The sequence below is a fragment of the Pseudomonas sp. BTN1 genome (assembly GCF_001907715.1).
Classification (GTDB): Bacteria; Pseudomonadota; Gammaproteobacteria; order Pseudomonadales; family Pseudomonadaceae; genus Aquipseudomonas; species Aquipseudomonas paracarnis.
This window is the reverse complement of sequence record NZ_MPBM01000019.1, coordinates 167,378-193,822: the sequence shown is the minus strand read 5'-3', so window position 1 is coordinate 193,822 and position 26,445 is coordinate 167,378. Positions and strand designations below refer to the sequence as shown.

The window sequence follows — 26,445 nt, the reverse complement described above, 5'->3', positions numbered from 1 at the left end:
TTGCGCTATACCAGTCGACTCGCTTGCCATAACAAGGTCGCCCAGCATGCCCCCGTGTCCACAACGCCTCCCGCTCGCCATCACCCTGTTGGCCAGCGGCGGTTTCATTGAAGCAGCCGCAGCCAAGACCCTGCAGATCGACACGCCTACGACACAGGGGCAAACCCTGGGTGGCAGTGATACGTTGACCACGTCGGCGCCTGGCAGCATTACAACCTCCGGGGTGGCGGTGACGCTCAAGGACGGCACCCGCGGTGCGGGGGTGGTGGTGACTAACGCGGGCAAGCTGGTCTCCAGTGGCGGTCGGGGTATCGACAGTTCGGGGAGCGTCAGCGGGGAGCGCAGGTACAGCATTTACAACCTTGCCGGTGGGGTGATTCAAGGTGCCAATGATGCGTTGCGCATCAACAGTAACGTTGTCAGCGGCAGCGTGCTGATCGACAACAGCGGCACCCTTCGCTCGGCCACCGGCCAAGGGCTGGACCTGGATGCGCTGCGCAGCGGCAACGTCACCACCACGATCATCAACCGTGCCGGTGGCTTGATTCGCGGGGAGGCCAGCGACGGCATGAAGACTGGCGCCAACGCCTCTATCACTAACTACGGTGAGATCTCCACCGGCAACACCTTCTCTCGCGATGACAAGTTCGATGGCGTGGACATCGACTCCGCCAGCGGCGTGACGGTGACCAACTATGGCCTGATTTCCGGTGGCCGCCATGGCATCACCACGGACGAGGGCGCCACGCTGACCAACTACGGCACGGTGGTCGGCCGCAACGGCTCGGGCTTTGGTTCCGATGGCGACGGCACTGTGATCAACCACGGCACCATCACCGGCGCGTTCTCCGGGCTGCAACCGGATGGCGACGGTGACGGCGTGGACATCGACAAGATCGCCCATATCGAAAACTACGGCGTCATCCAGGGTGTCGGCGCCGGGGGTGTCGACAAGAACGGCTTTGCCAACGGCAGCGAAGGGATCGCCCTGGGCGGTGGCTCTCTCTACAACGCCAAAGGCGCGTTGGTCAGGGGTGCCAACAATGCCATCCTGGTGGACGACGGCAGCGACGGGCCGGGGCTCGCGGCTACCATCCTGGAGAACCACGGCACGATTCAGGGCCTGGATGGCTTTGGCGTGAAGTTCGTCGGCAACTACGCCGACACGGTCATCAACAGCGGCACGATCAGCGGCAGTAATGGCCTGGCCCTGGATTTGGGCGGCGGCGATGACCAGCTGATCTTGCGCAACGGCAGCCGCTTTATCGGCACGGTGGACGGCGGCAGTGGTTACGACCGACTGACCCTGGACGACGTCGCAGGGGGCAGTTTTGGCGACAGCCGCAACCTTGAATGGCTGGAGGTCAAGCAAGGTACCTGGACGTTGACCGGCCAGGGTGATTTCAGCGACGGCGGCAAGATTTCCAGCGGTGCCAAGCTGGTCAACCAAGGCGGGATTACCGGTAACGTGACGGTCGACACAGGCGGTGTGTATGCCGGCGGCGGCTCGGTGGGCAGCCTGGTGGTGAACGGCACCCTGCAGACCAACACCGCGTTGGGCACCGCCACCATCAACCGCGACTTGCGCATGGGCAGCGGCTCGACCCTGGCCTATGGCGTCAACGCCGACGGCAGCAGCGCGCCGATCAAGGTCGGCGGCACCGCTTACCTCAATGGCGCGACCCTGGCGGTCAACCCCGGCGAAGGCACCTACCCCTGGCAAAGCCATTACAGCGTGCTGCAAGCCGGCAGCATCAATGGCACGTTTGGCAAGGTCACCAGCGACTACGCCTTCCTGACCCCAACCCTGGATTACAGCGCCACTCAGGTCGGCCTTACATACACCCGTAACGACATCGCCTTCAACCAATTCGCCAGCACCGGCAATGGCGCCAGCGCCGCCAACAGCCTGGCAGGCCTGGGCACGAACAACCCGCTGTACAACGCCCTGCTCAATACCACCAGCGCCACAGCCGGGGCAGCCATCGAGCAACTGGCGGGCAGTAGCACCGCCAACCTCACCAGCGCCACCCTCAATGCCAGTGCGCAAGTGGGCCACAGCATGCTCGCCGCCATGCACCAGGTGGGTGGCGGTGCGGGACTGCTGGTGGGGCTCAATGACCAAGATACGCCGGTACTGGCCGCCACCGGCGTGCCCGCCGAGGTGCGCAACCTCAATGACCCGAACGCGCGCGGCCGCCTGTGGCTGCAAGGCATCGGCAGCTACGGCAAGCTCGATGGCGAGCACGGCAGTAACGGCTTGACCCAACGCACCAAAGGCACAGTGCTCGGCGCCGATTGGGCGCTGGATAGTGACTGGCGCCTGGGTGTGCTGGGCGGTTACTCCAAGACCGACCTGGACACCACCGGTGTGGACGGCAGCGTCGACAGCTGGCACGCCGGCGTCTATGCCCTGCGCCAGAGCGGCCCACTGGCCTTGCGCCTGGGTGCGGCCTACAGCGGGCATCAGGGCGACAGTAAACGCACGGTGGCCTTCAACGGTTTTAACGACCGCCCCAAGGGCGATTATGACGCCAACAGCCAGCAGGCTTTCGCTGAACTGGGCTACGCCATGGGTAGTGGCCGCTTGAGCGCAGAACCGTTCGCCAACCTCGGCTACCAGCGCTACCAACGCGACGGCTATCACGAAAAAGGCGGCGCCGCTGCGTTGCATGTCGAGGGCCAGACCCAGGACAACTTCAGCAGCACCTTCGGCCTTCGCCTGGCGCACCTGAGCCAGCTGGACAACGGCGTCAGCCTCACACCTCGTGCCAGCGTTGGCTGGAAGCACACCTATGGCGATGTCGACAGCACCACACGCCAGGCTTTCCTGGCCGGTGGCACCGTCTTCAATGTGCAAGGCAGTGCGCTGGATCGGGACAGCCTGTTGCTCGAAGCGGGCCTGGACGTAGGCTTATCCGTCCGTCATCGCCTGGGCCTGGGCTATACCGGCGAAGTGGGCAGCAACAGCCGCAACCATGCGCTGACCGGCCAATGGCAGATGAGTTTTTAATCGCACCGTACTAGAGACAACTCCCGCAAAACGGTGGTCGATAGCCTGACAGTTATCCCCCCGCACCTCGCCTAAATTCCCGGCCTCATTCATCAGAGGTTGGGAATTCATGCCCTTTACACTTCAAAGAATCGCAATCGTCATCGGCCTGGCAGTGGCCGCGAGTTTTCAGCCCGCCCACGCGCGAGGCGATATCGAATACAAGCCCTATGAGAACCATCCCTACGACGCCACCGACTATAGCGGGGCGTTTATACCCAAGTTCGAAGCGCCGCCCATTCCACCGCCCTTCGACGGATTCCTCACCCAGCAGGCCACTTCGCACAACGGCCTGCAGGTCGCCAAGGTGCTGGAGCCGGCAGTGATTCAACTGGTGGCCTCCGGCGAGTTGGACTCGGAAGACCTCAAGGAGCTGCAAAAATCACTTGAGCAATTGAGCAAGCAACCCGGAGGGATCGGCGCAGCCCTTGAGCAACTGGCCGCCAGCCAAAACGCCAACCTGGCCACCGCAACCCAGGCCACCACCCAGCACCTGAGCCGCCAATTGCTCGCCACCCTGCGCACACTGCCTACTGACGACGACGGCCACTTCTGGGTGCAAGGCCTGGGCAACGGCGGCAGCCTAGACGCACAACACGGCAGCGCCGGCTTGAAGCACGATACCCAAGGCCTGTTGCTGGGCGCCGACTGGGCGCTCGACCATGCCTGGCGGGTGGGTGTCATGGGCGCCAAGACCTCCAGCCACTTCGATGCCCCGCGTTATGCCGCCAACCTGGACAGCTGGCACTTGGGCGGCTACGCCGTGCACCAGGACGGCCCCTTCGCCCTGCGCCTGGGGGCGATCTACAGCAACCATGCCGGGCAGAACAAACGCAGCGTCAGCCTGCTCAATTACCACGACTCGCTCAAAAGCAAATACAACGCCAGCAGCCAGACACTGTTCTCCGAACTCGGCTATCAATTGGGCAGCGGTGATTCCACTGTCGAACCCTTCGTCGGCCTCGGCTACCAACGCTATCAGCGCGACCGTTTCAAAGAGAGCGGCGGCGTAACCGCATTGAACGTCGGCCCACAAACCCAGCGAAACTTGAACAGCACCTTTGGCCTGCGCCTGGCAACGCTGTATCGCTTCGACAACAACATGAGCCTCACGCCTCACCTAAGTACGAGCTGGAAGCACCTGTATGGCGACGTCAATAGCCAGGTCCGCCAAACCTCGCGCTATGCGCCAGGCCTGATCGACGGTTACACCATCACTGGCACCGCCCTGGACCGCGATAGCTTTGACTTGCAAGCAGGCCTGGACCTTGCCTTGTCCACCCAACACAGCGTCGGCCTGACCTATACCAGCCAAGCCGGCAACCATGGCCACGAACAAGGCCTGATGGGCCAGTGGAAAATGAGCTTCTAAGCCCGGGAACGCCTGAATTTCAGGCGAAAAAAAAGGGGAGCACCTGCCCCCCCGAGGATTAAACGTCAGTCTCGAAGGCTGTGATCAGCCTTCGATCTCAATCAGGATTTCGCCAGGATTCACCCGGTCGCCCTTGGCCACATGTACAGCGCTCACCTTGCCGGCAATCGCTGCCTGCACTTCGGTTTCCATCTTCATGGCTTCGGTAATCAGCACGGCCTGGCCGGCCTTGACCACGTCGCCGACCTTGACCAGCACATCGACGATATTGCCCGGCATCGCCGTGCTGACATGGCCCGGTTCGGTGGCATGCTTGCGCTTGCTGCCGCCGCTGCTGACAAACTCGTTGAGCGGTTCGAACACCACTTCTTCCGGCATGCCGTCGATGGACAGGTAGAAGTGACGCTTGCCTTCGGCCTTCACGCCGACACCGGTGATATCCACGCGGTAGCTTTCGCCGTGCACGTCGATAACGAATTCGGTCGGTACGCCTTCGCCGCCTGCACGGGCCACGCCGCCCGCTTCAGGGATCGGCAACAGCACTTCAGGAGCCAAGGTGCCGGCGTCGCGCTCTTCGAGGAACTTGCGCCCGATGTCCGGGAACATGGCGTAGGTCAGCACGTCTTCTTCGGACTTGGCCAATGCGCCGATTTCACCGCGCAGCTTGGTCATTTCCGGCTTGAGCAAATCCGCCGGGCGCACGTCGATCACGTCTTCGCTGCCGATGGCCTGGCGGCGCAGTTTTTCGTTCACCGTGCCCGGCGCCTTGCCGTAACCGCCTTGCAGATAGAGCTTCACTTCGTTGGTGATGGTCTTGTAGCGCTCACCGGCCAGCACGTTGAAGAACGCCTGGGTACCGACGATCTGCGAGGTCGGCGTTACCAGCGGCGGGAAGCCAAGGTCTTCACGCACTCGTGGAATCTCGGCCAACACTTCACTCATGCGGTTAAGAGCGCCCTGCTCTTTGAGCTGGTTGGCCAGGTTGGAGATCATCCCGCCCGGCACCTGGTTGACTTGCACACGGGTGTCGACGGCGGTGAATTCGCTCTCGAACTGGTGGTACTTCTTGCGCACGGCGTAGAAGTACAGGCCGATCTCTTGCAGCAGTTCCAGGTCGAGGCCGGTGTCGAACTCGCTGCCTTTAAGGGCCGCTACCATCGACTCGGTGCCCGGATGGCTGGTGCCCCAGGCAAAGCTGGAGATGGCCGTGTCGATATGGTCGGCACCGTTTTCGATGGCCTTGAGTTGGCACATCGCGGCCAGACCGGCGGTGTCGTGGGAGTGGATGAAGATCGGCAGATTCTGCTCGGCTTTGAGTGCCTTGACCAGTTCGCCAGTGGCGTAGGGCGTGAGCAGGCCGGCCATGTCCTTGATCGCGATGGAGTCGCAGCCCATGGCTTCCAATTGCTTGGCCTGGGCCACGAACGCTTCCACGGTATGCACTGGGCTGGTGGTGTAGGCGATGGTGCCTTGTGCATGTTTGCCAGCGGCCTTGACCGCTTCAATGGCCACGCGCAGGTTACGCACATCGTTCATCGCATCGAAAATGCGGAACACGTCGATACCGTTGACCGCCGCCTTGGCCACGAAGGCCTTGACCACGTCGTCGCTGTAATGGCGGTAGCCCAACAGGTTCTGGCCGCGCAGCAGCATTTGAAGGCGCGTGTTAGGCAGTGCGGCGCGCAGTTGGCGCAGGCGCTCCCACGGGTCTTCCTTGAGGAAGCGCACACAGGCGTCGAAGGTTGCGCCGCCCCAGACTTCCAGGGACCAGTAGCCGACTTTGTCGAGCTTGTCGCAGATCGGCAGCATGTCGTCGGTGCGCATGCGGGTGGCCAGCAACGATTGGTGGGCGTCGCGCAGGATGGTGTCGGTTACGAAGATCTTCTTGCTCATTGTTATATTCCTCACAGGCCTGCGTGGGCGGCGATGGCGGCGGCGATGGCCAGGGCCAGCTCTTCGGGTTTGCGCTTGATCGAGTAGTTGGTCAGCTCAGGGTGGCTTTCCACAAAGCTTGTATTGAACTGGCCGCTACGGAATTCCGGGTTGCGCAAGATTTCCTGGTAGTAGGCGGCGGTCGTCTTCACGCCTTGCAGGCGCATGTCGTCCAGGGCACGCAGGCCGCGGTCCATGGCTTCTTCCCAGGTCAACGCCCACACCACCAGTTTCAGGCACATGGAGTCGTAGAACGGCGGGATGGTGTAACCGGTGTAGATCGCCGTGTCAGTCCGCACGCCGGGACCGCCGGGGGCGTAGTAACGGGTGATCTTGCCGAAGCTTGGGAGGAAGTTGTTCTTCGGGTCTTCGGCGTTGATACGAAACTGCAACGCGAAACCCCGGTGCTGGATGTCTTCCTGCTTGACCGACAACGGCAGGCCGGAGGCGATGCGGATTTGCTCGCGAACGATATCGATGCCGGTGATTTCTTCGGTGATGGTGTGTTCCACCTGCACCCGCGTGTTCATCTCCATGAAGTACACCTCGCCCTCGGCGAGCAGGAACTCCACGGTACCGGCGTTCTCGTAGCCCACAGCCTTGGCCGCGCGCACCGACAGGTCGCCGATGTAGGCGCGCTGTTCGGGGGTCAGCTGTGGGCTGGGGGCAATTTCGATCAGCTTCTGGTTGCGACGCTGGATCGAGCAATCACGCTCGAACAGGTGCACCACGTTGCCAAAGCTGTCACCGAGGATCTGCGCCTCGATGTGCTTGGGATTGACGATGCATTTTTCCAGGAACACTTCCGCCGAACCGAAGGCCTTGGTGGCTTCGGAAATCACGCGGGGGAAGGCTTGCTCGAGTTCTTCGCGACTGTTGCAACGACGAATGCCACGGCCGCCACCACCGGAGGTGGCCTTGAGCATCACCGGGTAACCGATACGGTCGCCTTCGGTGAGGGCTTCATGGATGTCGGCAACGTTGCCTTCGGTGCCCGGCGTGACTGGCACACCGGCCTTGATCATGCTGCGGCGCGCTTCGGTCTTGTCGCCCATGCGGCGAATCACTTCTGCCGACGGGCCGATGAACTTGATGCCGCGCTCGGCACAGATATCTGCCAATTCGGCGTTTTCCGACAGGAAGCCGTAGCCGGGGTGTAGCGCATCGCAGCCGGTTTCCACCGCCAGGTTCACCAGCTTGCGCGGGTTCAGGTAACCGGCCAGTGGCTCGGCACCGATGCTGTGGGCTTCGTCGGCACGCTTGACGTGCAACGCGTGGCGGTCGGCGTCCGAATAAACCGCGACCGAGCGAATGCCCATCTCGGCGCAGGCACGCACGATTCGTACGGCAATTTCACCACGGTTGGCGATCAGGATCTTTTTTATCACTTGGAAATTCCCTTGAGCCGATTGCTGCGTTCTTCGACCCGCTTGAGGCGGGTCGGCGCGTGACCAAATGTTTCATGACAGTCGCGAGACACACACTATGCGCACAGGAGAATTAACAAAAATCAATAATTATTGGGTTGTGTATAAGTAAAGACTTATAGTTGGCCGGACGACCGGAGAGCTAAGGGCTTATAAAATGCGTAAGTCATTGATGCGTATGACATTGCGTCAATTGCAGATCTTCAATGAAGTGTGTGATTTGCGTTCCTACAGCCGTGCCGCCGAGGAAATGTCACTCACCCAACCGGCGGTCAGCCTGCAAATTCGCCAGCTGGAAGAACTGGTCGGCCAGCCGCTGTTCGACTATGTCGGCAAAAAACTCTACATGACCGAGGCCGCCGAAGCCTTGCAACGGGCCAGCCGCGATATTTTCGGGCGCCTGGAAAACCTCGATATGCAGCTGTCGGACATGCAGGGTTCACTGCAAGGCCAACTGAAACTGGCGGTGGAGTCCAGCGCCAAGTATTTCGTGCCGCACCTGTTCGCCGCCTTCAAGCGCCAGCATCCGGAAGTGCAATTGCAGCTCACGGTGGTCAACCGTGCCCAGGTAATCCGCCGGCTCTCGGACAACCGTGATGACCTGGTGATCATGTCCATGGTGCCCCAGGACATGGGCCTGGAGTTCCTGCCGTTTCTCAACAATCCGATTGTGGCCGTGGCATTGCCGGATCATCCCTTGAGCCTGCAAGGGCCGCTGCGCCTGCAAGACCTGGAGCCTTATACCCTGCTCATCCGCGAACCGGGCTCTGGCACGCGGCTGGCCTGCGAAGAATACTTCAAGGAAAAACGCGTGCACTTCACCCAAACGGTAGAAGTGGCCTCGGCGGAGGCGCAGCGTGAGTGTGTGGCGGCAGGGTTGGGCGTGGCCCTGCTGACGCGCCACGCCTTGAACCTGGAGCTGGCCACCGGCGGGCTCAAGGAGCTGCCGGTGGAAGAACTGCCGCTGTACCGCAGTTGGTGCCTGGTGCAGGCCAAGGCTAAACGCCTGTCACCGGTGGCCCATGCGTTCCTGGGCTTTATTCGCAGCGAACGGGTGCAGATCAGCGCGTTGGCTGAGCGTTTCGCTGGGCAGCCACGGGTGCCTGCCAATGCAGTTCCGGGTAGTCACTGATGCTCTGGAGCAACTGGCGCTCCTCGCAACGATCTTCGATGGCGCGACGGAACGCCATGCGGCGCTGGTCTTCCTGCTGACGACGGGTCTTGACGGTGCTGTTGCTGTCTTCGTAGGGCCGGGTCATTTGGAGTCTCCCAATGCGAGTACGGGGAGTACAGGATGGGCGCGGGGGATGACGGTTTGGCGGCGCGGGGGTTACAGGATGATGAATCTTGCGAAGCTGGCGCAAATCCATGTGGGAGCTGGCTTGCCTGCGATGGCGGTGTATCAGGCAATGAAGAGGGTAACTGGCAGACCGCTATCGCAGGCAAGCCAGCTCCCACAGACCCTCAGTCGTCGAGGGCTTTGACGGATTTTGGCGAGAGGCGAAGGCTGCGCAAACTGCGCTTCACGCTCTTGAGGTGGTTGACCAGGCTCGGGCCACGGGCCATGGCCACGCCCATCGCCAACACGTCGATGACCACCAGGTGGGCAATGCGCGAGGTCAGCGGCGTGTAGATTTCGGTGTCTTCATGCACGTCGATCGCCAGATTCACCGTGGAGAGCTCCGCCAATGGCGTCTGGCTTGGGCACAGGGTGATCAGCGAAGCGCCGCTTTCACGCACCAGGTTGGCGGTGATCAGCAGGTCTTTGGAACGACCTGATTGGGAAATGCAGATGGCCACGTCTGTGGGCTTCAAGGTCACCGCCGACATCGCCTGCATGTGCGGGTCGCTGTAGGCCGCGGCGGTCAGCAGCAGGCGGAAGAACTTGTGCTGGGCATCGGCCGCCACCGCGCCGGACGCACCGAAGCCGTAGAACTCGACGCGCTGGGCCTGGGACATCGCGGTCACGGCCTTTTGCAGCTCCACCGGGTCGAGCTTCTCGCGCACTTCCATCAAGGTGTGCAAGGTGGTGTCAAAGATTTTCAGGCTGTAGTCGGCGACGGAGTCGTCTTCATGGATTGCAAACTGGCCGAAGCTCGCACCAGCAGCCAGGCTTTGCGCCAGCTTGAGTTTCAGATCCTGAAACCCGGAGCACCCAATGGCGCGACAGAAGCGCACGATGGTCGGCTCACTGATGCCCACGCTGTGGGCCAGGTCGGCCATGGAACTGTGCATCACGGCCGCAGGGTCAAGCAGCACATGATCGGCAACCTTGAGTTCCGATTTGCGTAACAGGTGGCGCGACTGGGCGATATGTTGCAACAGGTTCAAAGGGCAGGACTCTTGTTATTGGCAGGCGCCAGGGATGTAGCAAGCTTGTAGTTATACTACAAGAATTGTCGTTTTGCCCGTGTGATGCATCACTAAATCGCCCTACTCCCCCCTGATTCAGCGGGCAGGCGCTATGTAGCCATAAAGGCGGCCTACGCTGCGCTAAGAAAAATCTGCATTTTTACGTAACAAATCTGCCAGCCCCTCGGCCCGCATGGGCGGGCTGATCAGGTAACCCTGTACCTCGTCACACTGCTCGCCGCGCAGGAAATCCAGCTGCTGCTGATCCTCCACGCCTTCGGCCACTACCTTGAGCGCCAACCCGTGAGCCATGGCGATGATCGCACGGGTGATCGCCGCATCTTCGCGTCCCTGACCAAGCCCGCGAATAAAGGCCTGGTCGATCTTTACGTAGTCCACCGGGATACGTTTGAGGTAGCTGAGGGATGAGTAACCGGTGCCAAAGTCGTCGATGGCCAGCTTCACCCCCAGGTCACGCAGTTGCTGGAAGGTGGCGATGATGTGTTCAACGCTGTCGAGCAACTGGCTTTCGGTCAGTTCCAGCTCCAGGTATTGCGGGTCCAGTGCGGTTTCTTCCAGCACTTGGCGTACCAGGCTGACCAGCTTGCCCTGGCGCAGCTGATGCACCGACAAGTTGACCGACACACGAATCGGCGCCAGCCCCTGACGCTGCCATTCGCAGGCCTGCCAGCAGGCCTGGCGCAGCACAAATTCGCCCAACGGCACGATCAAGCCGGTTTCTTCCGCCAAACCGATAAAGTCGCTCGGCGGCACCATGCCCCATTGCGGATGCTCCCAGCGGACCAACGCCTCGGCAGCCTTCAGCTTGCCCGTGGCCAGGCACAGCTTGGGTTGGTAAAACACCGTGAGCTGACGCTCGTCGATGGCTTTGCGCAGGTGGTTTTCCAGCTGCAAACGCTCCAGGGTGCTGGCTTGCAGGCTGTCGGTGAAGAACTGGAAATTATTCCCGCCCAAATGCTTGGCGTGCTGCATCGCCATATTCGCCTGGCTGACCAGTGCAGAAATTTCCCGTGCGTTATCCGGCAACAGGCTGACGCCCATCGAGGCGCTGACCACCAGTTCATGCCCCTCCACATTCACCGGCACGCGCAATTTCGCCAGCAGCCGGGTCGCCACCCGCGCCAGGCTCGATAGGTTGCCATAGGCGTCAAACAACACGGCGAATTCATCACCGGACAGGCGCGCAATGGTGTCGGCCTCCGGCAGCGCGTTGATCAAGCGCCGCGCCATTTTCTGCAGCAGTTGGTCGGCCACTTCATGGCCCAGGCTGTCATTGAGCAATTTGAAGCGGTCGAGGTTGATATGCAGCAGCGCAAGGCTGCGACCGCCTTGGCGCACGCGCTGGTGAGCCTCGCGCAGCCGTTCGCGAAACAGCGAACGGTTGGCCAGGCCCGTCAACTCGTCATAGTGTGTGAGGTAGCGCATGCGCTCCTCCGACTCGCGCCGGGCGGACAGATCGGCGAAGAAGCCTACGATATGACTGACGTTACCCCGCACATCGCGCACCACGTTCAGTTGTAGCCACTGCGGGTACAGTTCGCCGTTCTTGCGCGTCTCCACCAATTCGCCCTGCCAGGTGCCGTGGCTGAGCAATGCCTGGCGGATCAGCGGGAAGTGGCGCCGCGCATCGCGACTGCAGGGCAGTTCCACGACGTTGCGGCCAAGCATGTCGTCGATGTCAAAGCCGGTGACGCGGCTGAACGCCTGGTTCACGGCGATCAGCGCGTAGTTCGGGTCGAGGATCACAATGCCTTCGCTGGCCGCCTCGAACACCGTCGAAGCCAGGCGTTGCTGCTCTTCTACGGCCTTGCTGGCACTGATATCGCGACGCGTGCCCAGCATACGGATGACGCGGCCACTGGGCGTGCGCTCCACGGCGCGCCCGCGGTCTTCGATCCACACCCAATGCCCATCGCCATGACGTATCCGGTATTCCACCTGATAGTCCTCGCTGCGACCCTTGAGATGCTCTACCAGCGCGTGCTTGAGCAGTGGCAGATCGTCGGGGTGCAGGCGCGGTTTGAGGTGGCTGAGCATCGCCGTGACGTATTCGGGCTCCAGGCCAAACAACTCCTTGAGTTGCGTGTGGTGGACCTCGTCGGTTTGCAGGTTCCAGTCCCACAGGCCCAGTTCACTGGCTTGCAGGGCCATGGCCAGGCGCGCTTCGCTTTTACTCAAGGCGAGGCTGGCAGCATCCAATTGCTGGCTGCGTTGCGCCACACGGTCTTGCAAGCCGACTTGGGCTTCACGCAAGTTCTGCTCCACCTCGCGGCGCTGCTCGACTTCGCGCACCAGGTCTTGGTTCAACTGCTCACTGCGTTGCTGCGCCTGCTGTAAATGCTCGATCAGGGCCTGGTTCTGGAAACGGCGCAACAACCCGCGCTGGATCAGGCGGTTGACCTGCCACGCCACCAGGCTCAGGGACGCCAGCAGGATCAGCCCGAGCACGCCCCAGCCTTGTTGCTGCGGTGTGCCATTCCAGAACAGGTAGACGATGGCCGGCACCAGGCACGGCAAGGCAAACGACAGGTAGGCCCAAAAGCTCACGGCATAGGCAACGCTGGCCGACAAGGTGGCGGCGCCGATCAGGCCAAACACCCAGGCCTGATGCATGAAGCTGTCCGTGGGCACCAGGGCAATGGCCGCAACCGAGAGGGTCAGGCCGCTGACCGCCGAGCCGAGCATGAACATACGGCGCCACACGGGCTGGGCCTGCCGGCTAGGCATGGCCGAGTCAAAGGCCGCTACTTGAATCACGCGCATCGCCACCAGGGCCAGCAGCCAGAGCAGCCAGACGCTGTCCAGCAGGTATTGATTGGGGTTCCACAGCAACCAGGCGCAGACCAGCCCGTTGACCAGCATCAGCAGCGTCGGCAGCAACGAGCCCTGATAGAGCAGGCGCGTGCGCTCAACCGCGATTTGGGTTGCATAGTGTTTACGGATGACCTGTGCTGGGGCCGGCGAGGGGCCAAACAGGTCGGTGCTAAGGGTCATAGGCGGTGTTCTTATAATGGTGAGCCCGAAACGTCGACGGAGCATACACAAGCAAGCGCCTGGGCCAAACTGCTACAAGTCATAAAAAACCCGCTGCGATCGGCCGCAAACCTTTGGCCCAGACCGCTTGAGCAAGACACGGCACGGGTTGCGGCCGATGACCAACCGGTCATCACCCCCGTCAGAATGTTCGCCGCGTCGCTAGCCTGCAGGTGTTTTGCATCGACCATCCGGCATTGGGATTTGCCCAGGCCCCCCAAGGCCCATAGAATGCGTCGATGCGCGATGATCTCTCTCTTTTGCTGAACTCCCTCAACGATGCCCAACGCCAGGCCGTAGCGGCCCCCGTTGGCCGTCAGTTGGTCCTGGCCGGTGCTGGCTCCGGTAAAACCCGAGTGCTGGTGCACCGTATCGCCTGGTTGATCCAGGTCGAAAACGCGTCCCCGCATTCCATCCTGTCGGTGACCTTCACCAACAAGGCCGCTGCCGAGATGCGTCATCGCATCGAGCAGTTGATGAGCATCAGCCCGGCCGGCATGTGGGTGGGCACTTTCCACGGCCTGGCGCACCGCCTGTTGCGGGCGCATTGGCAGGAAGCGGGGCTGAGCCAGACCTTCCAGATTCTCGACAGCGACGACCAGCAACGCCTGGTCAAGCGCGTGATCCGCGAACTGGGCCTGGACGAACAACGCTGGCCGGCGCGTCAGGCGCAGTGGTTTATCAACGGCCAGAAAGACGAGGGCCTGCGCCCGCAACATATCCAGGCCAGCGGCGACCTGTTCCTGGCCACCATGCGCAGCATTTATGAGGCCTATGAAGCGGCCTGCGTGCGCGCCGGCGTCATCGACTTCTCCGAACTGCTGCTGCGTGCCCTCGACCTGTGGCGCGACAACCCCGGTTTGCTGGCCCATTACCAGAAACGCTTCCGCCATATCCTGGTGGACGAGTTCCAGGACACCAACGCCGTGCAGTACGCCTGGTTGCGCCTGCTGGCCAAGGGCGGCGACAGCCTGATGGTGGTGGGCGATGACGACCAGTCGATCTACGGCTGGCGCGGCGCGAAAATCGAGAACATCTACCAGTATTCCGAAGACTTCCCGGACGCGGTGACCATCCGCCTGGAGCAGAATTACCGCTCCACCGCCGGGATCCTCAAGGCGGCCAACGCCTTGATCGCCAACAACACCGGGCGCCTGGGCAAAGAGTTGTGGACCGACGGCGGGGAAGGCGAAGCGATCAACCTGTACGCGGCGTTCAATGAGCACGATGAAGCGCGCTATGTGGTGGAAACCATCGAAAGCGCACTGAAAACCGGCCTGGCCCGTAGCGATATCGCGATTCTGTACCGTTCCAACGCCCAATCGCGGGTGCTGGAAGAAGCGTTGCTGCGCGAGCGCATCCCCTACCGCATCTACGGCGGCCAGCGCTTCTTCGAACGTGCCGAAATCAAGAACGCCATGGCCTACCTGCGTTTGCTTGAGGGCCGTGGTAACGATGCGGCGTTGGAGCGGGTGATCAATATCCCGGCGCGTGGCATTGGCGAGAAAACCGTTGAAGCGATCCGCGACCATGCGCGCCATGCCGATGTGTCGATGTGGGAAGCCATGCGCTTGCTGATCGCCAACAAAGGCCTGACTGGCCGTGCTGCCGGGGCGTTGGGGGTGTTTGTCGAGCTGATCGAGAACCTGGCCGCCAAGTGCGCAGAGATGCCACTGCACCTGATGACTCAGACCGTGATCGAGCAGTCCGGGCTGATCGCCTATCACGAAGCGGAAAAAGGCGAGAAAGGCCAGGCCCGGGTAGAAAACCTTGAGGAACTGGTCAGCGCCGCCCGCGCGTTCGAAAACACCGAGGACGACGAAGAGCTGACGCCGCTCGCCGCCTTCCTGGGCCACGCCTCGCTGGAAGCCGGCGATACCCAGGCCGACGAGCATGAAGACAGCATCCAGCTGATGACCTTGCACAGCGCCAAAGGCCTGGAATTCCCTTACGTGTTCCTGGTGGGCATGGAGGAAGGCCTGTTCCCTCACAAGATGAGCCTGGAAGAACCCGGCCGCCTTGAAGAAGAACGCCGCCTGGCCTACGTGGGCATTACCCGGGCGATGCAGAACCTGGTGATGACCTACGCCGAGACCCGACGCCTGTACGGTAGCGAAACCTACAATAAGGTGTCGCGCTTCGTACGTGAGGTGCCCAAGGGGCTGATCCAGGAAGTGCGCTTGTCCAACAGCGTCAGCCGCCCGTTCGGCGGTGGCCAGCAACAGAACTCCAGCAGCATGTTTGCCGGTTCCGAAATACCGGAAACCCCGTTCAGCCTGGGCCAGCAGGTCAAGCATGCGATCTTCGGCGAAGGCGTGATCCTCAACTTCGAAGGCGCCGGCGCCCAGGCCCGGGTGCAGGTGAACTTCGCCGAGGGCAGCAAGTGGCTGATGATGGGTTACGCCAAGCTCGAAGCGGTCTGAGCTGGCCACAATAAGCCCACCATCATGAAACACTGCGTAACATGAAGATTATTGGCCCTCCCTTGTTTTAGAGGCGTGCGGGCCAATATCTGTAATTAGTCCTACAGACCCTTCGGATTTGGTCTTACGCAAAAGCCCGAAACATTATGCCGCTAGCCACTGCCACGACACCTGTGCAACATGGCGCGCGTGCAATCCACAAATGGGAATTCCCTATATGAAACGTTTTCTTAGCATCGCCATGGCGTTGTGCATCGGCCTGACGATGAGCCTCGACGCCAACGCCAAACGCTTCGGTGGCGGCAAAAGCTCGGGCGCGGCACCGACTCACCAGACCAGCCAAATGGCTCCATCCGCCGGTGCGGGCGGTGCTGCGGCTACTGCAGGCGCAGCCGGTGCCGCTGGCGCTGCTGCCAAGGCCGGCGGTGCTTCGCGCTGGCTGGGCCCACTGGCCGGCATCGCCGCCGGTGGCCTGCTCGCGTCCATGTTCATGGGCGACGGCTTCCAGGGCATGCAGATCTTCGACATCCTGATCATGGGCGTCATCGCCTTTTTGGTCTTCCGCTTTATCGCCGCCCGTCGCCGCAAGCAGCAGGAGCACCTCGCTCCAGCCGGCGCGCCGATGCAGCGTGAAGCGTTCGAACAGAAGCCTGCCATGGGTTCGATCTTCGGTGGTTCGGCAGCCCCTGCCGCCCGTCCGGTGATCAACGCACCGGCCTGGTTCAACGAAGAGCGTTTCGTCGAAGCGGCCCGCAGCCACTTCCAGTCCCTGCAACAGCATTGGGACGCCAACGAAATGGACAAGATCTCCGAGTTCGTGACCCCGCAACTGCTGGAGTTCCTCAAGCGCGAACGTGCCGAGATCGGTGACGCCTTCCAGTCGACCTACATCGACGACCTGCGCGTACAGCTCGACGGCGTGGATGATCGCGCCGACAAGACCATCGCCACCCTGACCTTCAGCGGTGTGTCGAAGTCCTCGCGTTTCGACCAGGGCGAAGTGTTCAGCGAAAGCTGGAACATGGAACGCGCCCAGGGCGACGACCAGCCATGGCTGGTCGCCGGTATCCGCCAGAACGGCTAATACCTGCGCGTTTGAGCAAGCGGTAACAAAAACCCCGGACATGTCCGGGGTTTTCTATTTCACGGTTGCACTTATAGCGAGCTACTGTATAAAACGCCCCTATAAACCGCGCCATCTAGCAAGAGGATCCCGGCCGTGGAAGAAATCATCGAACAACTGCGTGAAGCCAACGAACCGGTCCCGGTTCCTTTGGAGCTACCTGACGAAGACCTGCTGGTGGAAATCGAGGAACAACTGTTCATCGACATCCCCTTTGTCTTCCGTGAATTCTTGCTGACCGTCAGCGACGTAGTCTATGGCAGCCTGGAGCCAGTGACCGTCACCGACCCGCAGTCCCACACTTACCTGCCGGACGTTGCGGCCAACGCCTGGGATGCCGGTGTTGATCGCAGCCTGATCCCTATCTGCCAGGACGGCGACGACTACTACTGCGTCGAAGAAGACGGCACCGTGGTGTTGTGGTCCGCCGAAGAAGAATTGGTCACCGAAGAAACCTGGGAATCGGTGTGGCACTGGGCACGGGACGTCTGGCTGGAAAGCTGATACTTGATAGCTTTTGTGGCGAGGGAGCTTGCTCCCGCTGGGCTGCAAAGCAGCCCCCGCCAACGCCAGTCAGTGTTCCGTATCCTTGTGGTTGTCCAGCGTCTCCAGCAACGCAACCTGCATCCGCGTATGCACACGGATAAACCAGCGCCAGAGCACTGCAGCCACCGCCGCCGTGACCACGGCAATCAACACCAGCAACTTGTTGGTCGGCAGAATACTGGCCGACAAGGCTGCCAATAGCAGGAAGATCACCAGCAGCGACAAGAGGGGGATCAGCTCCGCAATCACCCTTCGCACACGCTGGGTATGACGCCCGGCCATCTCTGGCTTCACGCTCATCTCCGCCAGCAGCATCGACAGCGCCTTGAGCTTGCGATACGCCGCAATCAGAAACGGCAACGACACTAGCAGCGCCCCGCCCCAGATCAACGCCTTCTGCCAGCTTTGATCGCTGACCCAGCCTTCCAGATACCCACCGATGCGCCCTGCGAAAAAGCTGCCGGCAAAGAAGATTGCGATCACCAATGCCAGGTTTACCCCGACTTGCAGGATGATCTTGCGGATCATCGCGGCCAACATCGCCCCCTCGCCCTGGGGCTGAATGCTGCGCAACCATTCTCCATACATGCCGAACACTCGGCTCATTCGCGTGGGCATCAGTGCGGCGATCTTCAATGATAGCTGGTCGGCCCCGCGAATCAGGTAGGGCGTCAGCAGTGTGGTGATCGCCGAAACGGCCACCGCCACGGGATACAGAAAGTCGCTGGTGACCTGCAGGGTCATCCCCAGCGCCGCGATGATGAAAGAAAACTCGCCAATTTGTGACAGCCCCATACCAACCCGCAGCGAGGTGCGACCATCGTTGCCGGCGATAAACGCGCCCAGCCCGCACGACAGCATCTTGCCCAGCACCACGGCCACGGTGATCACCGCAATGGGCCAGGCGTATTGCAGCAGAATCTGCGGGTCGATCATCAAGCCAATCGCCACGAAGAAAATTGCGCTGAACATGTCGCGAACGGGCTCGATCAGGCTCTCGATCTTAATCAACTGGCGGGATTCAGCCATGATTGCGCCGATCAAAAAGGCTCCGAGCACCATGCTGTATTCCAACTTCACCACCAACAGGCAGAAACCGAAGCACAGCCCCAATACAGTGATCAGCAGCATCTCGTTGCTTTCAAACTTGGCCACATAAGCCAGCAGGCGCGGCACCAGCAAAATACCAATCACCAGGGCGACAATCATGAACAGCGAGAGCTTGCCGACCGTGGAGAACACCTCGCCGGAGCTGACCGTGCCACTCACGGCAATGCTCGACAGCAACGCAATGATGCCGATACCCAGGATGTCCTCCACAATCAGCACGCCGAAAATCAGCTGGGCGAACCGCTGGTCTTTCATCTTCAGGTCGTTGAGGGCCTTGACGATAATGGTGGTCGAGGAGATTGCCAGGATCGCGCCGAGGAACAGCGAGTCCATAGTGCTCCAGTCGAACCAGCGGCCGATCTCGTAGCCGATCCAGATCATCAACACGATTTCCAGGAACGCCGCGATAAACGCCGTGGCCCCTACCTTGAATAGCTTGCGCAGGCTGAATTCCAGGCCCAGGCAGAACATCAGGAAGATGACCCCCAGCTCCGCCAGGGTCTTGATCGTGTCTTCATCGTGGATCAGGCCAAACGGCGGGGTGTGGGGGCCGATAATGAAGCCGGCAACGATGTAGCCCAGCACCACCGGCTGCTTGAAGCGGTGAAACAGGATAGTGACCACCCCTGCCACCAGCATGATCACGGCCAAGTCCTGGATAAAGCTGATGGCGTGCATGGCGAGGGGCTCCTTGAGGGTGCCGGCGCTTTTCCCACTTCCGGCCGCGCCTTTGAAGGGTCGGAAAAGTCTGCCTTGATCGTAAGAAAAGCCCTGAGAAGGGCTTTTGAAGGGTAACACCGCGACTTCTGCTGGAAAGCCGGTGCAATATATGGAAACAGATCGCTGCGCGCGTGACGGCAAGCCGCCTGACGGCGTCCCGTTAGGGATGGCGCTGCAAAGACTTTGAGTACCCGCAGAGGTGCCTCCCCTCAACCAATGCCTACAACCCGTGAGTGTGCTATGGAACCCGGAAACGCCCAGCTGTCGATGACGGTACTGATGACCCCTGACATGGCCAACTTCTCTGGCAATGTGCACGGCGGCACGCTGCTCAAGTACCTCGACGAAGTGGCCTACGCCTGCGCCAGCCGTTATGCCGGTCGTTATGTGGTCACGCTGTCGGTGGACCAGGTGATTTTTCGCGAGCCGATTCATGTCGGTGAGCTGGTGACCTTCCTGGCGTCAGTCAACTACACCGGCAATACGTCGATGGAAGTGGGCATCAAGGTGGTGACCGAGAACATCCGCGAACGCTCGGTGCGCCATACCAACAGCTGCTTCTTCACCATGGTGGCCGTGGACGACCAGCGCAAACCTGCCGCCGTACCGCCCTTGCAGCCGCAGAACAGCGAGGACAAGCGCCGCTTTGTGCAGGCTCAGCAACGTCGGCAGATTCGCCAGGAACTGGAAAAGCGCTACCGGGAAATCAAAGCCGACGCGCCGTAAACTCCAAGCGGCGAATCAACTCAAAAACGTGTGGGAGCGGGCTTGCCCGCGATAGCAGTGGTTCAGTCGACATCGCTTTGACTGAGACTCCGCCATCGCGGGCAAGCCCGCTCCCACATTGGGTTTTGTGTGCTTACAGGCTGATCGGTGTGGCTTCGAAGCGCACACGAGGGTGGGCAATACGGTCCTGGGCCCGCACCAGTTCCAGTTCATAACTGGCGCAGGCCTGGGTTTCCAGCAGCACTTCATGCACGGCCGCAGCGGTGAACTCAAAAGCGGCCACCAGGCTATCCCCCAACAGTACCCGCGCCAGGAACAGCCCGGACGTCAGGTCGCCCACGCCCACTGGCTGACGCGGAAACGCCAGCAGGGGCCGACGCAAGTGCCAACTGCCGTCGGCCGTCACCAACAGCATTTCAAACCCTTCTGGCAGTTTGCCTGGGTAATCCAGGTGCTTGACCAACACAGCCTTGGGCCCGCGCGCCAGCAAGGCCTTGGCCATCGCCAGGCAATCGAACAGCGATTGCGGCTTGCGCCCGGCAAAACTGTCCAGCTCCAGTTGGTTGGGGCACAGGAAGTCCGCCATGGCGGCAGCCTCATCCAAGAGGAAATCGCTGACCTCCTGCGGCACGATGCAACCCTTTTCCGGGTGGCCCATCACCGGGTCGCACAGGTACAGCGCCTTGGGGTTGATCGCCTTGATGCGTGCCACACCGCTGAGGATGGCACGGCCCTGGTCTGCACTGCCCAGGTATCCGGACAGCACCGCATCACAGTTGCCCAGCTCGCCAATCGCGGCAATACCCTCCACCAGCGCAGGAATTTGCAGCGGCGCCAACACTTCGCCCGCCCACTGTCCATACTGTGTGTGGTTGGAAAACTGCACCGTGTTGAGCGGCCAGACATTCACCCCGACCCGCTGCATGGGGAACACGGCGGCGCTGTTTCCGGCGTGGCCGAAGACCACATGAGACTGGATCGCAAGCAGGTGAGGTGTACGTTTCATGCGGGAGATTTCCGTAAAACCGTTGAATTTCTGGCCGAGCAGTATGCGACTAAACGCAGCCTGTACGACAGACCGGCGACACAGTTAAGCTGCGCTCACTTTGTTGGAGTTCATGGAATGCTGACCCTGGGAAACATCTTCGTCTTGATGCTGCTGGCCACCGGCGCCGCCTGGGTTTGGCACAACCACGGCTTGCGTGAACGGGCGTTGGCGCGGGTCAAGCAGCATTGCGCCAAGCTCGATATCGAGCTGCTTGACGGTGCCGTGGCGCTCAAACGCATCGGTTTCGTCAAGGATGCCAATGGCCGCCGACGCCTGGCGCGCATCTATAATTTCGAGTTTACGGTAACCGGCGAAACCCGGCATGCCGGGGTCATCACCCAATTCGGCGCCCACAGCGCGCAGATCGAACTGGCGCCCTACCCGTTCGAAACCAAGGAGCCGCTGCCCAGCGCCGAGATCATCGAATTGAGCCAGTGGCGCCAGGACCACGCCAGCAAGAAACATCAGTAACGGCAGGCTGCCAGGGCGCTTTGCAATGCGGCCACGTCCTGTGGTGCGCTGAAGATCAACTCAACACGTGAATCGCGCCGCCAAGCGCTGGGTTGCCAGTGCAGTGGGCTGTCATCCACAGCGTTGGCGGACACCCAGCCGTCAACGCTGTGGATAACCAATTTGGCACGGCGCCAGTCGATACTCGATAGCCACTGATGCAGACGGCTGACATCGAATCGCTGGCTTGGGTGCCAGCGCCAGCCAATGCTCCAGCCGCCCTCCTGGCTCTGGCTCAAACAGATCGGCAGCCCAGGGTCGCTCCAGATCGCCGGCATTTGCCCCACCGCTTCAGGCACGTCGAAATTATCCACAGCTACTTGGGCCTGTGCTTTCAAACCGGGCAACCGGTCGAGTGGCAATTGCGCCTGGCATGTCCAATGGCGCGGGCAATCGGGTAATTGCACTTCGATCGCCTGACGTTGCGTAGCAGTCAGCGTCTCGTCCTTGTTCAGCACCAGCAGGCCGGCACTGGTCAACGCCTCCTGCTGTGCCTGGGGCAACGGCCTGCCCGCCGCCAATGCCTGGGCATCGAGTACCAGCACGCAAGGCTGCACGGCCAGCACGTCTTGCCATGGCGCCTGCCGCAGTTGCTTGAGCAATTGCGCCGGATGGCCCAGGCCTGAGGGTTCAATAAACAGCCGGTCCGGCTTAGCCTTACGCAACAAGCGGCCCAGCCCTACCTGGAACGGTGCGCCGTTCACACAACACAAACAGCCGCCTGCCACCTCGCCCAGGGCGATACCGTCATCGTCTCGGGTGAGTAAGGCTGCATCCAGGCCGATCTGGCCGAACTCGTTGATCAGCACCGCCCAGCGCTCGTTGGCCGGGCGCTGGGCAAGCAGGTGCTTGATCAGGCTGGTCTTGCCGGCGCCCAAGGGCCCGGCAATCACATGGGTAGGAATGTTCTGCAGCATAAGAGGCATGGTTCAGGCCGTTTAGAGCGTTTGATCCTACGCGGTTATGCCAGCCAATCCAGCGTCAGGATCAACCGTCGCTCATCGGCCTTGAGCGCCGGCGAACGATGGATCAGGCCGTGCCCTTCATTGCCGTGCCATTTGGTGCCTTTGAGCAGCGCCACTTCACCGCAGTGGATCTGCTCGATGCGCTCAGTGGGCTCGGCATCCGCCTGGCTCAATGTGCGCCGGTCCATGACGCCTTCACGCAACCATTGGCTGCCGATACCGGCGTAGGTGGTGATCAGCCGAACCGGCACGTGATCGACGTGAAAGCGCGGGCACATGGCCTTGTCCAATAGCCGTAAACGCACGCCGATGCGCTTGGCGCCCAGCAGACAGGCGAATGCACTGACCAGCCACGACACATCGGCGATAAACCCATCATAGCCTTCAAGATCGTGACAACTGGACGCCAAACCTTGCAAGTTCGGCACGCAGTCTTCGCTAACCAACTCGACCACCAAAGACTCGGCCAACGGTTCATTGAGCGCCACCAGCAAAGCGCCAAACTCAGCGATATGCAGGGGCAGTTGGCGCTGCCAGATGGCCAGGTTGACGCCGTCATTGAGGATATCGGACAGCGCCAGCGGCGTTTCCCCATGTGTCTGGCGGATGACGGGGCGCAGGGGAATGACCGGGGCCAGCATCAGGCGACCTGCTCATACCAAGGGCCAAACGGGTCGGGCAACTGGCGCCAACCTTCGACGCCCAGGGCCATTTCTTCATCGTTGAGCAAGCAGGCGTCCAACTCGGTACGCATCTGGACAAAATCGATGTTTTGCCCGATAAACACCAGTTCCTGACGGCAGTCACCCGTGCTCAACTGCCAGTTAGTCATGATCGCCGCCACGCTTTCTTCGTCCTGAGGCCACTGGCTTTTCGGCACAAACCGCCACCAACGCCCGGCAAACCCATGACGCATCAGCCCGCCCGCCTGGGACCAACTGCCCGCATCCTGATGTTTGCTCGCCAACCAGAAGAAACCCTTGGAGCGCAACAGCTTGCCGTTGACCCAGGGGCGGTCGATAAAGTCGAAAAACCGCTGTGGATGGAAAGGCCGGCGCGCACGGTAAGCCGTGGACGCTATGCCGTATTCTTCGGTTTCCGGCACATGCTCACCGCGCAATTCCTGCAACCAGCCCGGGGCCTGGGCGGCGCGTTCGAAGTCGAAACGGCCAGTGTTGAGGATCTTGTTCAGCGGCACTTCGCCCATGACCATCGGGATGATTTCCGCCTGGGCGTTGAGGCGCTCGAGGATGGCCATCAGTTCTTCGCGCTCGCGGCTGCTGATCAGGTCGATCTTGCTGATCAGGATGACGTCGGCGAATTCGATCTGTTCGATCAACAGGTCGGTGATGGAACGTTCATCCTCCTCACCGAGGCTTTCGCCCCGTGAAGCCAGGCTTTCTGCAGCCTGGTAGTCGAGCAGGAAATTCATACCGTCGACCACAGTGACCATGGTGTCCAGGCGTGCAATGTCGGCCAGGCTTTGCTCGTTTTCATCGCGAAACGTGAAGGTTTCGGCCACGGGCAAAGGTTCGGAAATACCGGTGGATTCGATCAGCAGGTAATCGAAACGACCTTCTTTGGCGAGTTTTCCAACCTCTTCAAGCAAGTCTTCACGCAAGGTGCAGCAAATGCAGCCATTGCTCATCTCCACCAGTTTTTCTTCCGAACGATTGAGCGTGACGTCGCGCTGTACCTCGCTGCCGTCGATGTTGATTTCGCTCATGTCGTTGACGATCACCGCCACCCGCAGGTTGTCGCGGTTGCGTAGGACATAATTGAGCAACGTGCTTTTACCGGCGCCGAGAAAGCCGGACAACACGGTCACAGGGAGACGATTGGGCATCAGGTATTCCTCATCAAGGTTGGCCGGTCAAACTGCCCGTTTATCGCGTTCGCGCAGCTCTTCACGTTCTTTGGCTTCGATACACAAGGTGGCGGTGGGGCGCAGCAGCAGGCGTTGCAGGCCGATGGGTTCGCCGGTTTCACGGCACCAGCCGTATTCGCCACGGGCCAGCAATTCCAGGGCATCGTCGATCTTGTCCAACAGCTTCTTTTCGCGCTCGAGCAGGCGCAATTGCCATTGGCGTTGCTCTTCGGCACTGCCGATATCCGCCAGGTCGCTGTTGGTTTCCTGCTCGCGCAGTGCCTGGAACTCAGCATCGATACGGGCTTGCAGGTCATCACGCTGAGCCAGCAACAATTCGCGGAAGAAGCGCTGCTGGGCCTCATTCATGTAGTCGGCCGCTGGTTGGGCCAAAAGATCGTGTTCGGTCATGGGAAGGGGTTCGCGGGTCGGGCTGTACTTTTATGTTATAGTATAACAATACAAATAAGCCAATCCCTCTTGCTCGCCGCGACGAAGGGCGCAATGCTGGGTCACCTTCTTACGCTGAGAAACCCGATGAGATACCTGCTGTGCGCCCTGCTATTGGCAGCCGCCGGGCCTGCCTGCGCCCAGGCACCCAGCCTGTTGGCCAAGTGCACACGCAGCGCAAACCTGCTGGCGTGTGTAGACCCGTTGGGCAATGCCTATAGCGTGGCAACCGTCGGCAGCACCACCTACTTGCGCGGTTTCGAAGTGATCGGCAAACGCTATTGGGCGCAGACCAACAGCCGTTATGGGCAACTGACGTTTTTTACCGGGTTGGCATCGGATGGCGAGGCGTGGGTTGGCTACACGCGGCGCGTAGGCTGGACCACCATCAATCGGTTTTCCAGCTCTGGGGGCGCCAGCGCCAAGTTCACCTGCAGCCGAATGACCGGCTGTTAGGCCTGGCTGTTTTTCTGCGCCTGCACCCAGGCCATGTAGCTGTTCATGGGTGGGTTCTTCTGGAAGTAACGCTTGAGTCCTTCGAAAAGGCCATCCGCCACCGCCTGTTGATGGCGCGCCGTCACCAGCCGCTGGGCATCCCGAGGGTTGGAAATGAATCCCGTCTCCACCAGGATCGAAGGGACATCCGGTGACTTGAGCACGGCGAACCCAGCCTGCTCCACCCGTTTCTGATGCAGGCTGGTGATGTTTTGCAGGCTGCCCAATACCGAGCTGCCCAACTGCAGGCTGGAGGCGATGGTCGCGTTCATCGACATGTCGAGAATCACTCCGGCCAGCATCGGGTCCTTGTCCTTCAGATTGAGCAAGGTGGTAGCGCCCAGCAAGTCGGCGCCATTTTCGCGCTGGGCCATGAAACGCGCTGTGGCCGAGGTGGCGCCGCCTTCAGACAACGCATACACCGAGGCGCCCGACGCGGTCAGCCGTGGCGCGGCGTCGGCATGTACCGAAATAAACATATCGGCCTTGTGCTGACGGGCAATGTCCACGCGCTTGCGCAGCGGCACGAAGAAGTCGTCGTTGCGCACCAGTTTCACGTCAAAACCCTTTTCGCGTTTCAAGCGTTTAGCCAGTAACTGGGCGATGGACAGCACCACATCTTTTTCGCGCTGGCCCTTGGAGCCGATGGCGCCGGGGTCTTTGCCGCCATGGCCGGGGTCGACCACCACGATGATGTCGCGCTTGGGATGCGCCTTGTCTACCGGCGCCGCCAAGGGTGCTGGCTCAGCGGCGATTTGACGGGGCGCACGGGTCGCGTTGGTCAAGTCCAGCACCAGGCGATGGCCTTGTCCCTCCTGCGGCGGCAACACGAAACTGTTGAGCTGCATGGGCTCGACCAGGTCCAGCACGATGCGCGTGTCGCTCTGGCCGAAATGCCCGGAACGGATCGAGGTAATCCCACTGTTCTTCAACGCCAATTGGGAAAAGTCGCCGCTGAGCCCGGCGCCACTCAAGTCGATGATCAATCGGTCGGGTGAGGTTAGGGAAAAGGTCTTGTATTGCACCGGGCCGCTGAGGTCGAACACCAGGCGCAGCTTGTCGTCTGAGCGCCACAGGCGTGCATTGCGAATCTGCGTGGCGTGAGCCCCCAAAGGCAAGGCAAACAAGGGGCTGACCAGCAGCAGGTTGAGGAGCTGACGTCGGTGCATGGCATATACCGCAGATAAAGGAGCATCCCTACTCGACGTGACTGAACAAAGGCAGGTGCAGAAAATTCATCGTGGCTCGTATTGTTATACTATAACATGTCGAA

General features: G+C 61.0%; 21 protein-coding genes. 9 read left to right on the top strand and 12 right to left on the bottom strand.

Annotation, left to right across the window (positions count from 1 at the left end):
- The first annotated feature begins 46 nt into the window (after nucleotides 1–46).
- Together BMH52_RS08535 and BMH52_RS08530 are read left to right on the top strand one after the other, a co-directional pair.
- The gene (locus BMH52_RS08535) at nucleotides 47–3,013 is read left to right on the top strand and encodes an autotransporter domain-containing protein (RefSeq protein WP_073843385.1); all 2,967 of its coding nucleotides are present in this window, start codon (nucleotides 47–49) and stop codon (nucleotides 3,011–3,013) included.
- Nucleotides 3,014–3,122: 109 nt separating this feature from the next.
- The gene (locus tag BMH52_RS08530) at nucleotides 3,123–4,424 is read left to right on the top strand and encodes an autotransporter domain-containing protein (RefSeq protein ID WP_073843382.1); all 1,302 of its coding nucleotides are present in this window, start codon (nucleotides 3,123–3,125) and stop codon (nucleotides 4,422–4,424) included.
- Between the two features lie 84 nt (nucleotides 4,425–4,508).
- On the opposite strand, the gene oadA is transcribed toward BMH52_RS08530, so the two are convergent.
- Together oadA and BMH52_RS08520 are read right to left on the bottom strand one after the other, a co-directional pair.
- Nucleotides 4,509–6,317, bottom strand: a complete 1,809-nt coding sequence (oadA, locus tag BMH52_RS08525) for a sodium-extruding oxaloacetate decarboxylase subunit alpha (protein ID WP_003195730.1) — start codon at nucleotides 6,315–6,317, stop codon at nucleotides 4,509–4,511.
- 11 nt (nucleotides 6,318–6,328) lie between these two features.
- The gene (locus BMH52_RS08520; RefSeq protein ID WP_003195732.1) at nucleotides 6,329–7,744 is read right to left on the bottom strand and encodes an acetyl-CoA carboxylase biotin carboxylase subunit; all 1,416 of its coding nucleotides are present in this window, start codon (nucleotides 7,742–7,744) and stop codon (nucleotides 6,329–6,331) included.
- Between the two features lie 196 nt (nucleotides 7,745–7,940).
- On the opposite strand from BMH52_RS08520, the gene BMH52_RS08515 reads away from it, so the two are divergent.
- Nucleotides 7,941–8,915, top strand: coding sequence for a LysR family transcriptional regulator (locus tag BMH52_RS08515; protein WP_014720552.1), 975 nt, complete (start codon nucleotides 7,941–7,943; stop codon nucleotides 8,913–8,915).
- Here BMH52_RS08515 and BMH52_RS08510 read toward each other — a convergent pair.
- The 3 genes from BMH52_RS08510 to BMH52_RS08500 form a co-directional block, all read right to left on the bottom strand.
- Entirely contained in the window at nucleotides 8,845–9,042 is a 198-nt protein-coding gene (locus tag BMH52_RS08510) for a PA3496 family putative envelope integrity protein (RefSeq protein WP_020302818.1), read from the bottom strand. The two genes, BMH52_RS08515 and BMH52_RS08510, sit on opposite strands and share 71 nt — an antisense overlap.
- Before the next feature lie 205 nt (nucleotides 9,043–9,247).
- Entirely contained in the window at nucleotides 9,248–10,114 is an 867-nt protein-coding gene (hexR, locus tag BMH52_RS08505; protein ID WP_003177007.1) for a transcriptional regulator HexR, read from the bottom strand.
- A gap of 162 nt (nucleotides 10,115–10,276) precedes the next feature.
- Nucleotides 10,277–13,150, bottom strand: a complete 2,874-nt coding sequence (locus tag BMH52_RS08500; RefSeq protein WP_073843380.1) for a bifunctional diguanylate cyclase/phosphodiesterase — start codon at nucleotides 13,148–13,150, stop codon at nucleotides 10,277–10,279.
- A 278-nt stretch (nucleotides 13,151–13,428) separates the two neighbouring features.
- Between BMH52_RS08500 and uvrD the strand changes: the two genes are divergently transcribed.
- From uvrD to BMH52_RS08485, 3 genes are all read left to right on the top strand, one after another.
- Nucleotides 13,429–15,612: a DNA helicase II gene (gene uvrD, locus BMH52_RS08495; RefSeq protein WP_073843378.1), complete on the top strand. Its 2,184-nt coding sequence runs from the start codon at nucleotides 13,429–13,431 to the stop codon at nucleotides 15,610–15,612.
- A gap of 217 nt (nucleotides 15,613–15,829) precedes the next feature.
- Nucleotides 15,830–16,696 (top strand): Tim44 domain-containing protein, encoded by an 867-nt coding sequence (locus tag BMH52_RS08490; protein WP_003195740.1) that lies wholly within the window; start codon nucleotides 15,830–15,832, stop codon nucleotides 16,694–16,696.
- Between the two features lie 135 nt (nucleotides 16,697–16,831).
- Complete coding sequence (locus BMH52_RS08485) at nucleotides 16,832–17,239, top strand: SMI1/KNR4 family protein (RefSeq protein ID WP_014720555.1); 408 nt, start codon at nucleotides 16,832–16,834, stop codon at nucleotides 17,237–17,239.
- Nucleotides 17,240–17,308: 69 nt separating this feature from the next.
- On the opposite strand, the gene BMH52_RS08480 is transcribed toward BMH52_RS08485, so the two are convergent.
- The gene (locus BMH52_RS08480; protein ID WP_073843376.1) at nucleotides 17,309–19,069 is read right to left on the bottom strand and encodes a cation:proton antiporter; all 1,761 of its coding nucleotides are present in this window, start codon (nucleotides 19,067–19,069) and stop codon (nucleotides 17,309–17,311) included.
- A gap of 282 nt (nucleotides 19,070–19,351) precedes the next feature.
- Between BMH52_RS08480 and BMH52_RS08475 the strand changes: the two genes are divergently transcribed.
- Nucleotides 19,352–19,837 (top strand): acyl-CoA thioesterase, encoded by a 486-nt coding sequence (locus tag BMH52_RS08475; protein ID WP_003195747.1) that lies wholly within the window; start codon nucleotides 19,352–19,354, stop codon nucleotides 19,835–19,837.
- Between the two features lie 133 nt (nucleotides 19,838–19,970).
- On the opposite strand, the gene pdxY is transcribed toward BMH52_RS08475, so the two are convergent.
- Nucleotides 19,971–20,843 carry a pyridoxal kinase PdxY gene (pdxY, locus tag BMH52_RS08470; RefSeq protein ID WP_014720557.1) on the bottom strand — a complete coding sequence of 291 codons (873 nt, stop codon included), beginning with the start codon at nucleotides 20,841–20,843 and terminating at the stop codon, nucleotides 19,971–19,973.
- 117 nt (nucleotides 20,844–20,960) lie between these two features.
- Between pdxY and BMH52_RS08465 the strand changes: the two genes are divergently transcribed.
- Nucleotides 20,961–21,356 (top strand): DUF3301 domain-containing protein, encoded by a 396-nt coding sequence (locus tag BMH52_RS08465; protein WP_003195752.1) that lies wholly within the window; start codon nucleotides 20,961–20,963, stop codon nucleotides 21,354–21,356.
- Here the strand turns inward: BMH52_RS08465 and BMH52_RS08460 are convergent.
- From BMH52_RS08460 to dksA, 4 genes are read right to left on the bottom strand one after another with little or no spacing between them, the layout of a single operon-like run.
- Nucleotides 21,350–22,312: a GTP-binding protein gene (locus BMH52_RS08460; protein ID WP_073843374.1), complete on the bottom strand. Its 963-nt coding sequence runs from the start codon at nucleotides 22,310–22,312 to the stop codon at nucleotides 21,350–21,352. The two genes, BMH52_RS08465 and BMH52_RS08460, sit on opposite strands and share 7 nt — an antisense overlap.
- Before the next feature lie 44 nt (nucleotides 22,313–22,356).
- Nucleotides 22,357–23,001: a DUF1826 domain-containing protein gene (locus BMH52_RS08455; RefSeq protein WP_073843372.1), complete on the bottom strand. Its 645-nt coding sequence runs from the start codon at nucleotides 22,999–23,001 to the stop codon at nucleotides 22,357–22,359.
- Complete coding sequence (gene zigA / locus BMH52_RS08450; RefSeq protein ID WP_072435280.1) at nucleotides 23,001–24,206, bottom strand: zinc metallochaperone GTPase ZigA; 1,206 nt, start codon at nucleotides 24,204–24,206, stop codon at nucleotides 23,001–23,003. The genes BMH52_RS08455 and zigA overlap by 1 nt, the downstream gene beginning before the upstream one ends.
- A gap of 27 nt (nucleotides 24,207–24,233) precedes the next feature.
- Entirely contained in the window at nucleotides 24,234–24,638 is a 405-nt protein-coding gene (gene dksA, locus BMH52_RS08445) for an RNA polymerase-binding protein DksA (RefSeq protein ID WP_073843370.1), read from the bottom strand.
- Between the two features lie 126 nt (nucleotides 24,639–24,764).
- Between dksA and BMH52_RS08440 the strand changes: the two genes are divergently transcribed.
- A complete protein-coding gene (locus BMH52_RS08440) occupies nucleotides 24,765–25,133 on the top strand; it encodes a hypothetical protein (protein WP_019818159.1) in 369 nt (122 codons plus the stop codon).
- On the opposite strand, the gene BMH52_RS08435 is transcribed toward BMH52_RS08440, so the two are convergent.
- Nucleotides 25,130–26,341 carry an N-acetylmuramoyl-L-alanine amidase gene (locus BMH52_RS08435; RefSeq protein ID WP_072435281.1) on the bottom strand — a complete coding sequence of 404 codons (1,212 nt, stop codon included), beginning with the start codon at nucleotides 26,339–26,341 and terminating at the stop codon, nucleotides 25,130–25,132. The two genes, BMH52_RS08440 and BMH52_RS08435, sit on opposite strands and share 4 nt — an antisense overlap.
- Nucleotides 26,342–26,445: the final 104 nt, after the last annotated feature.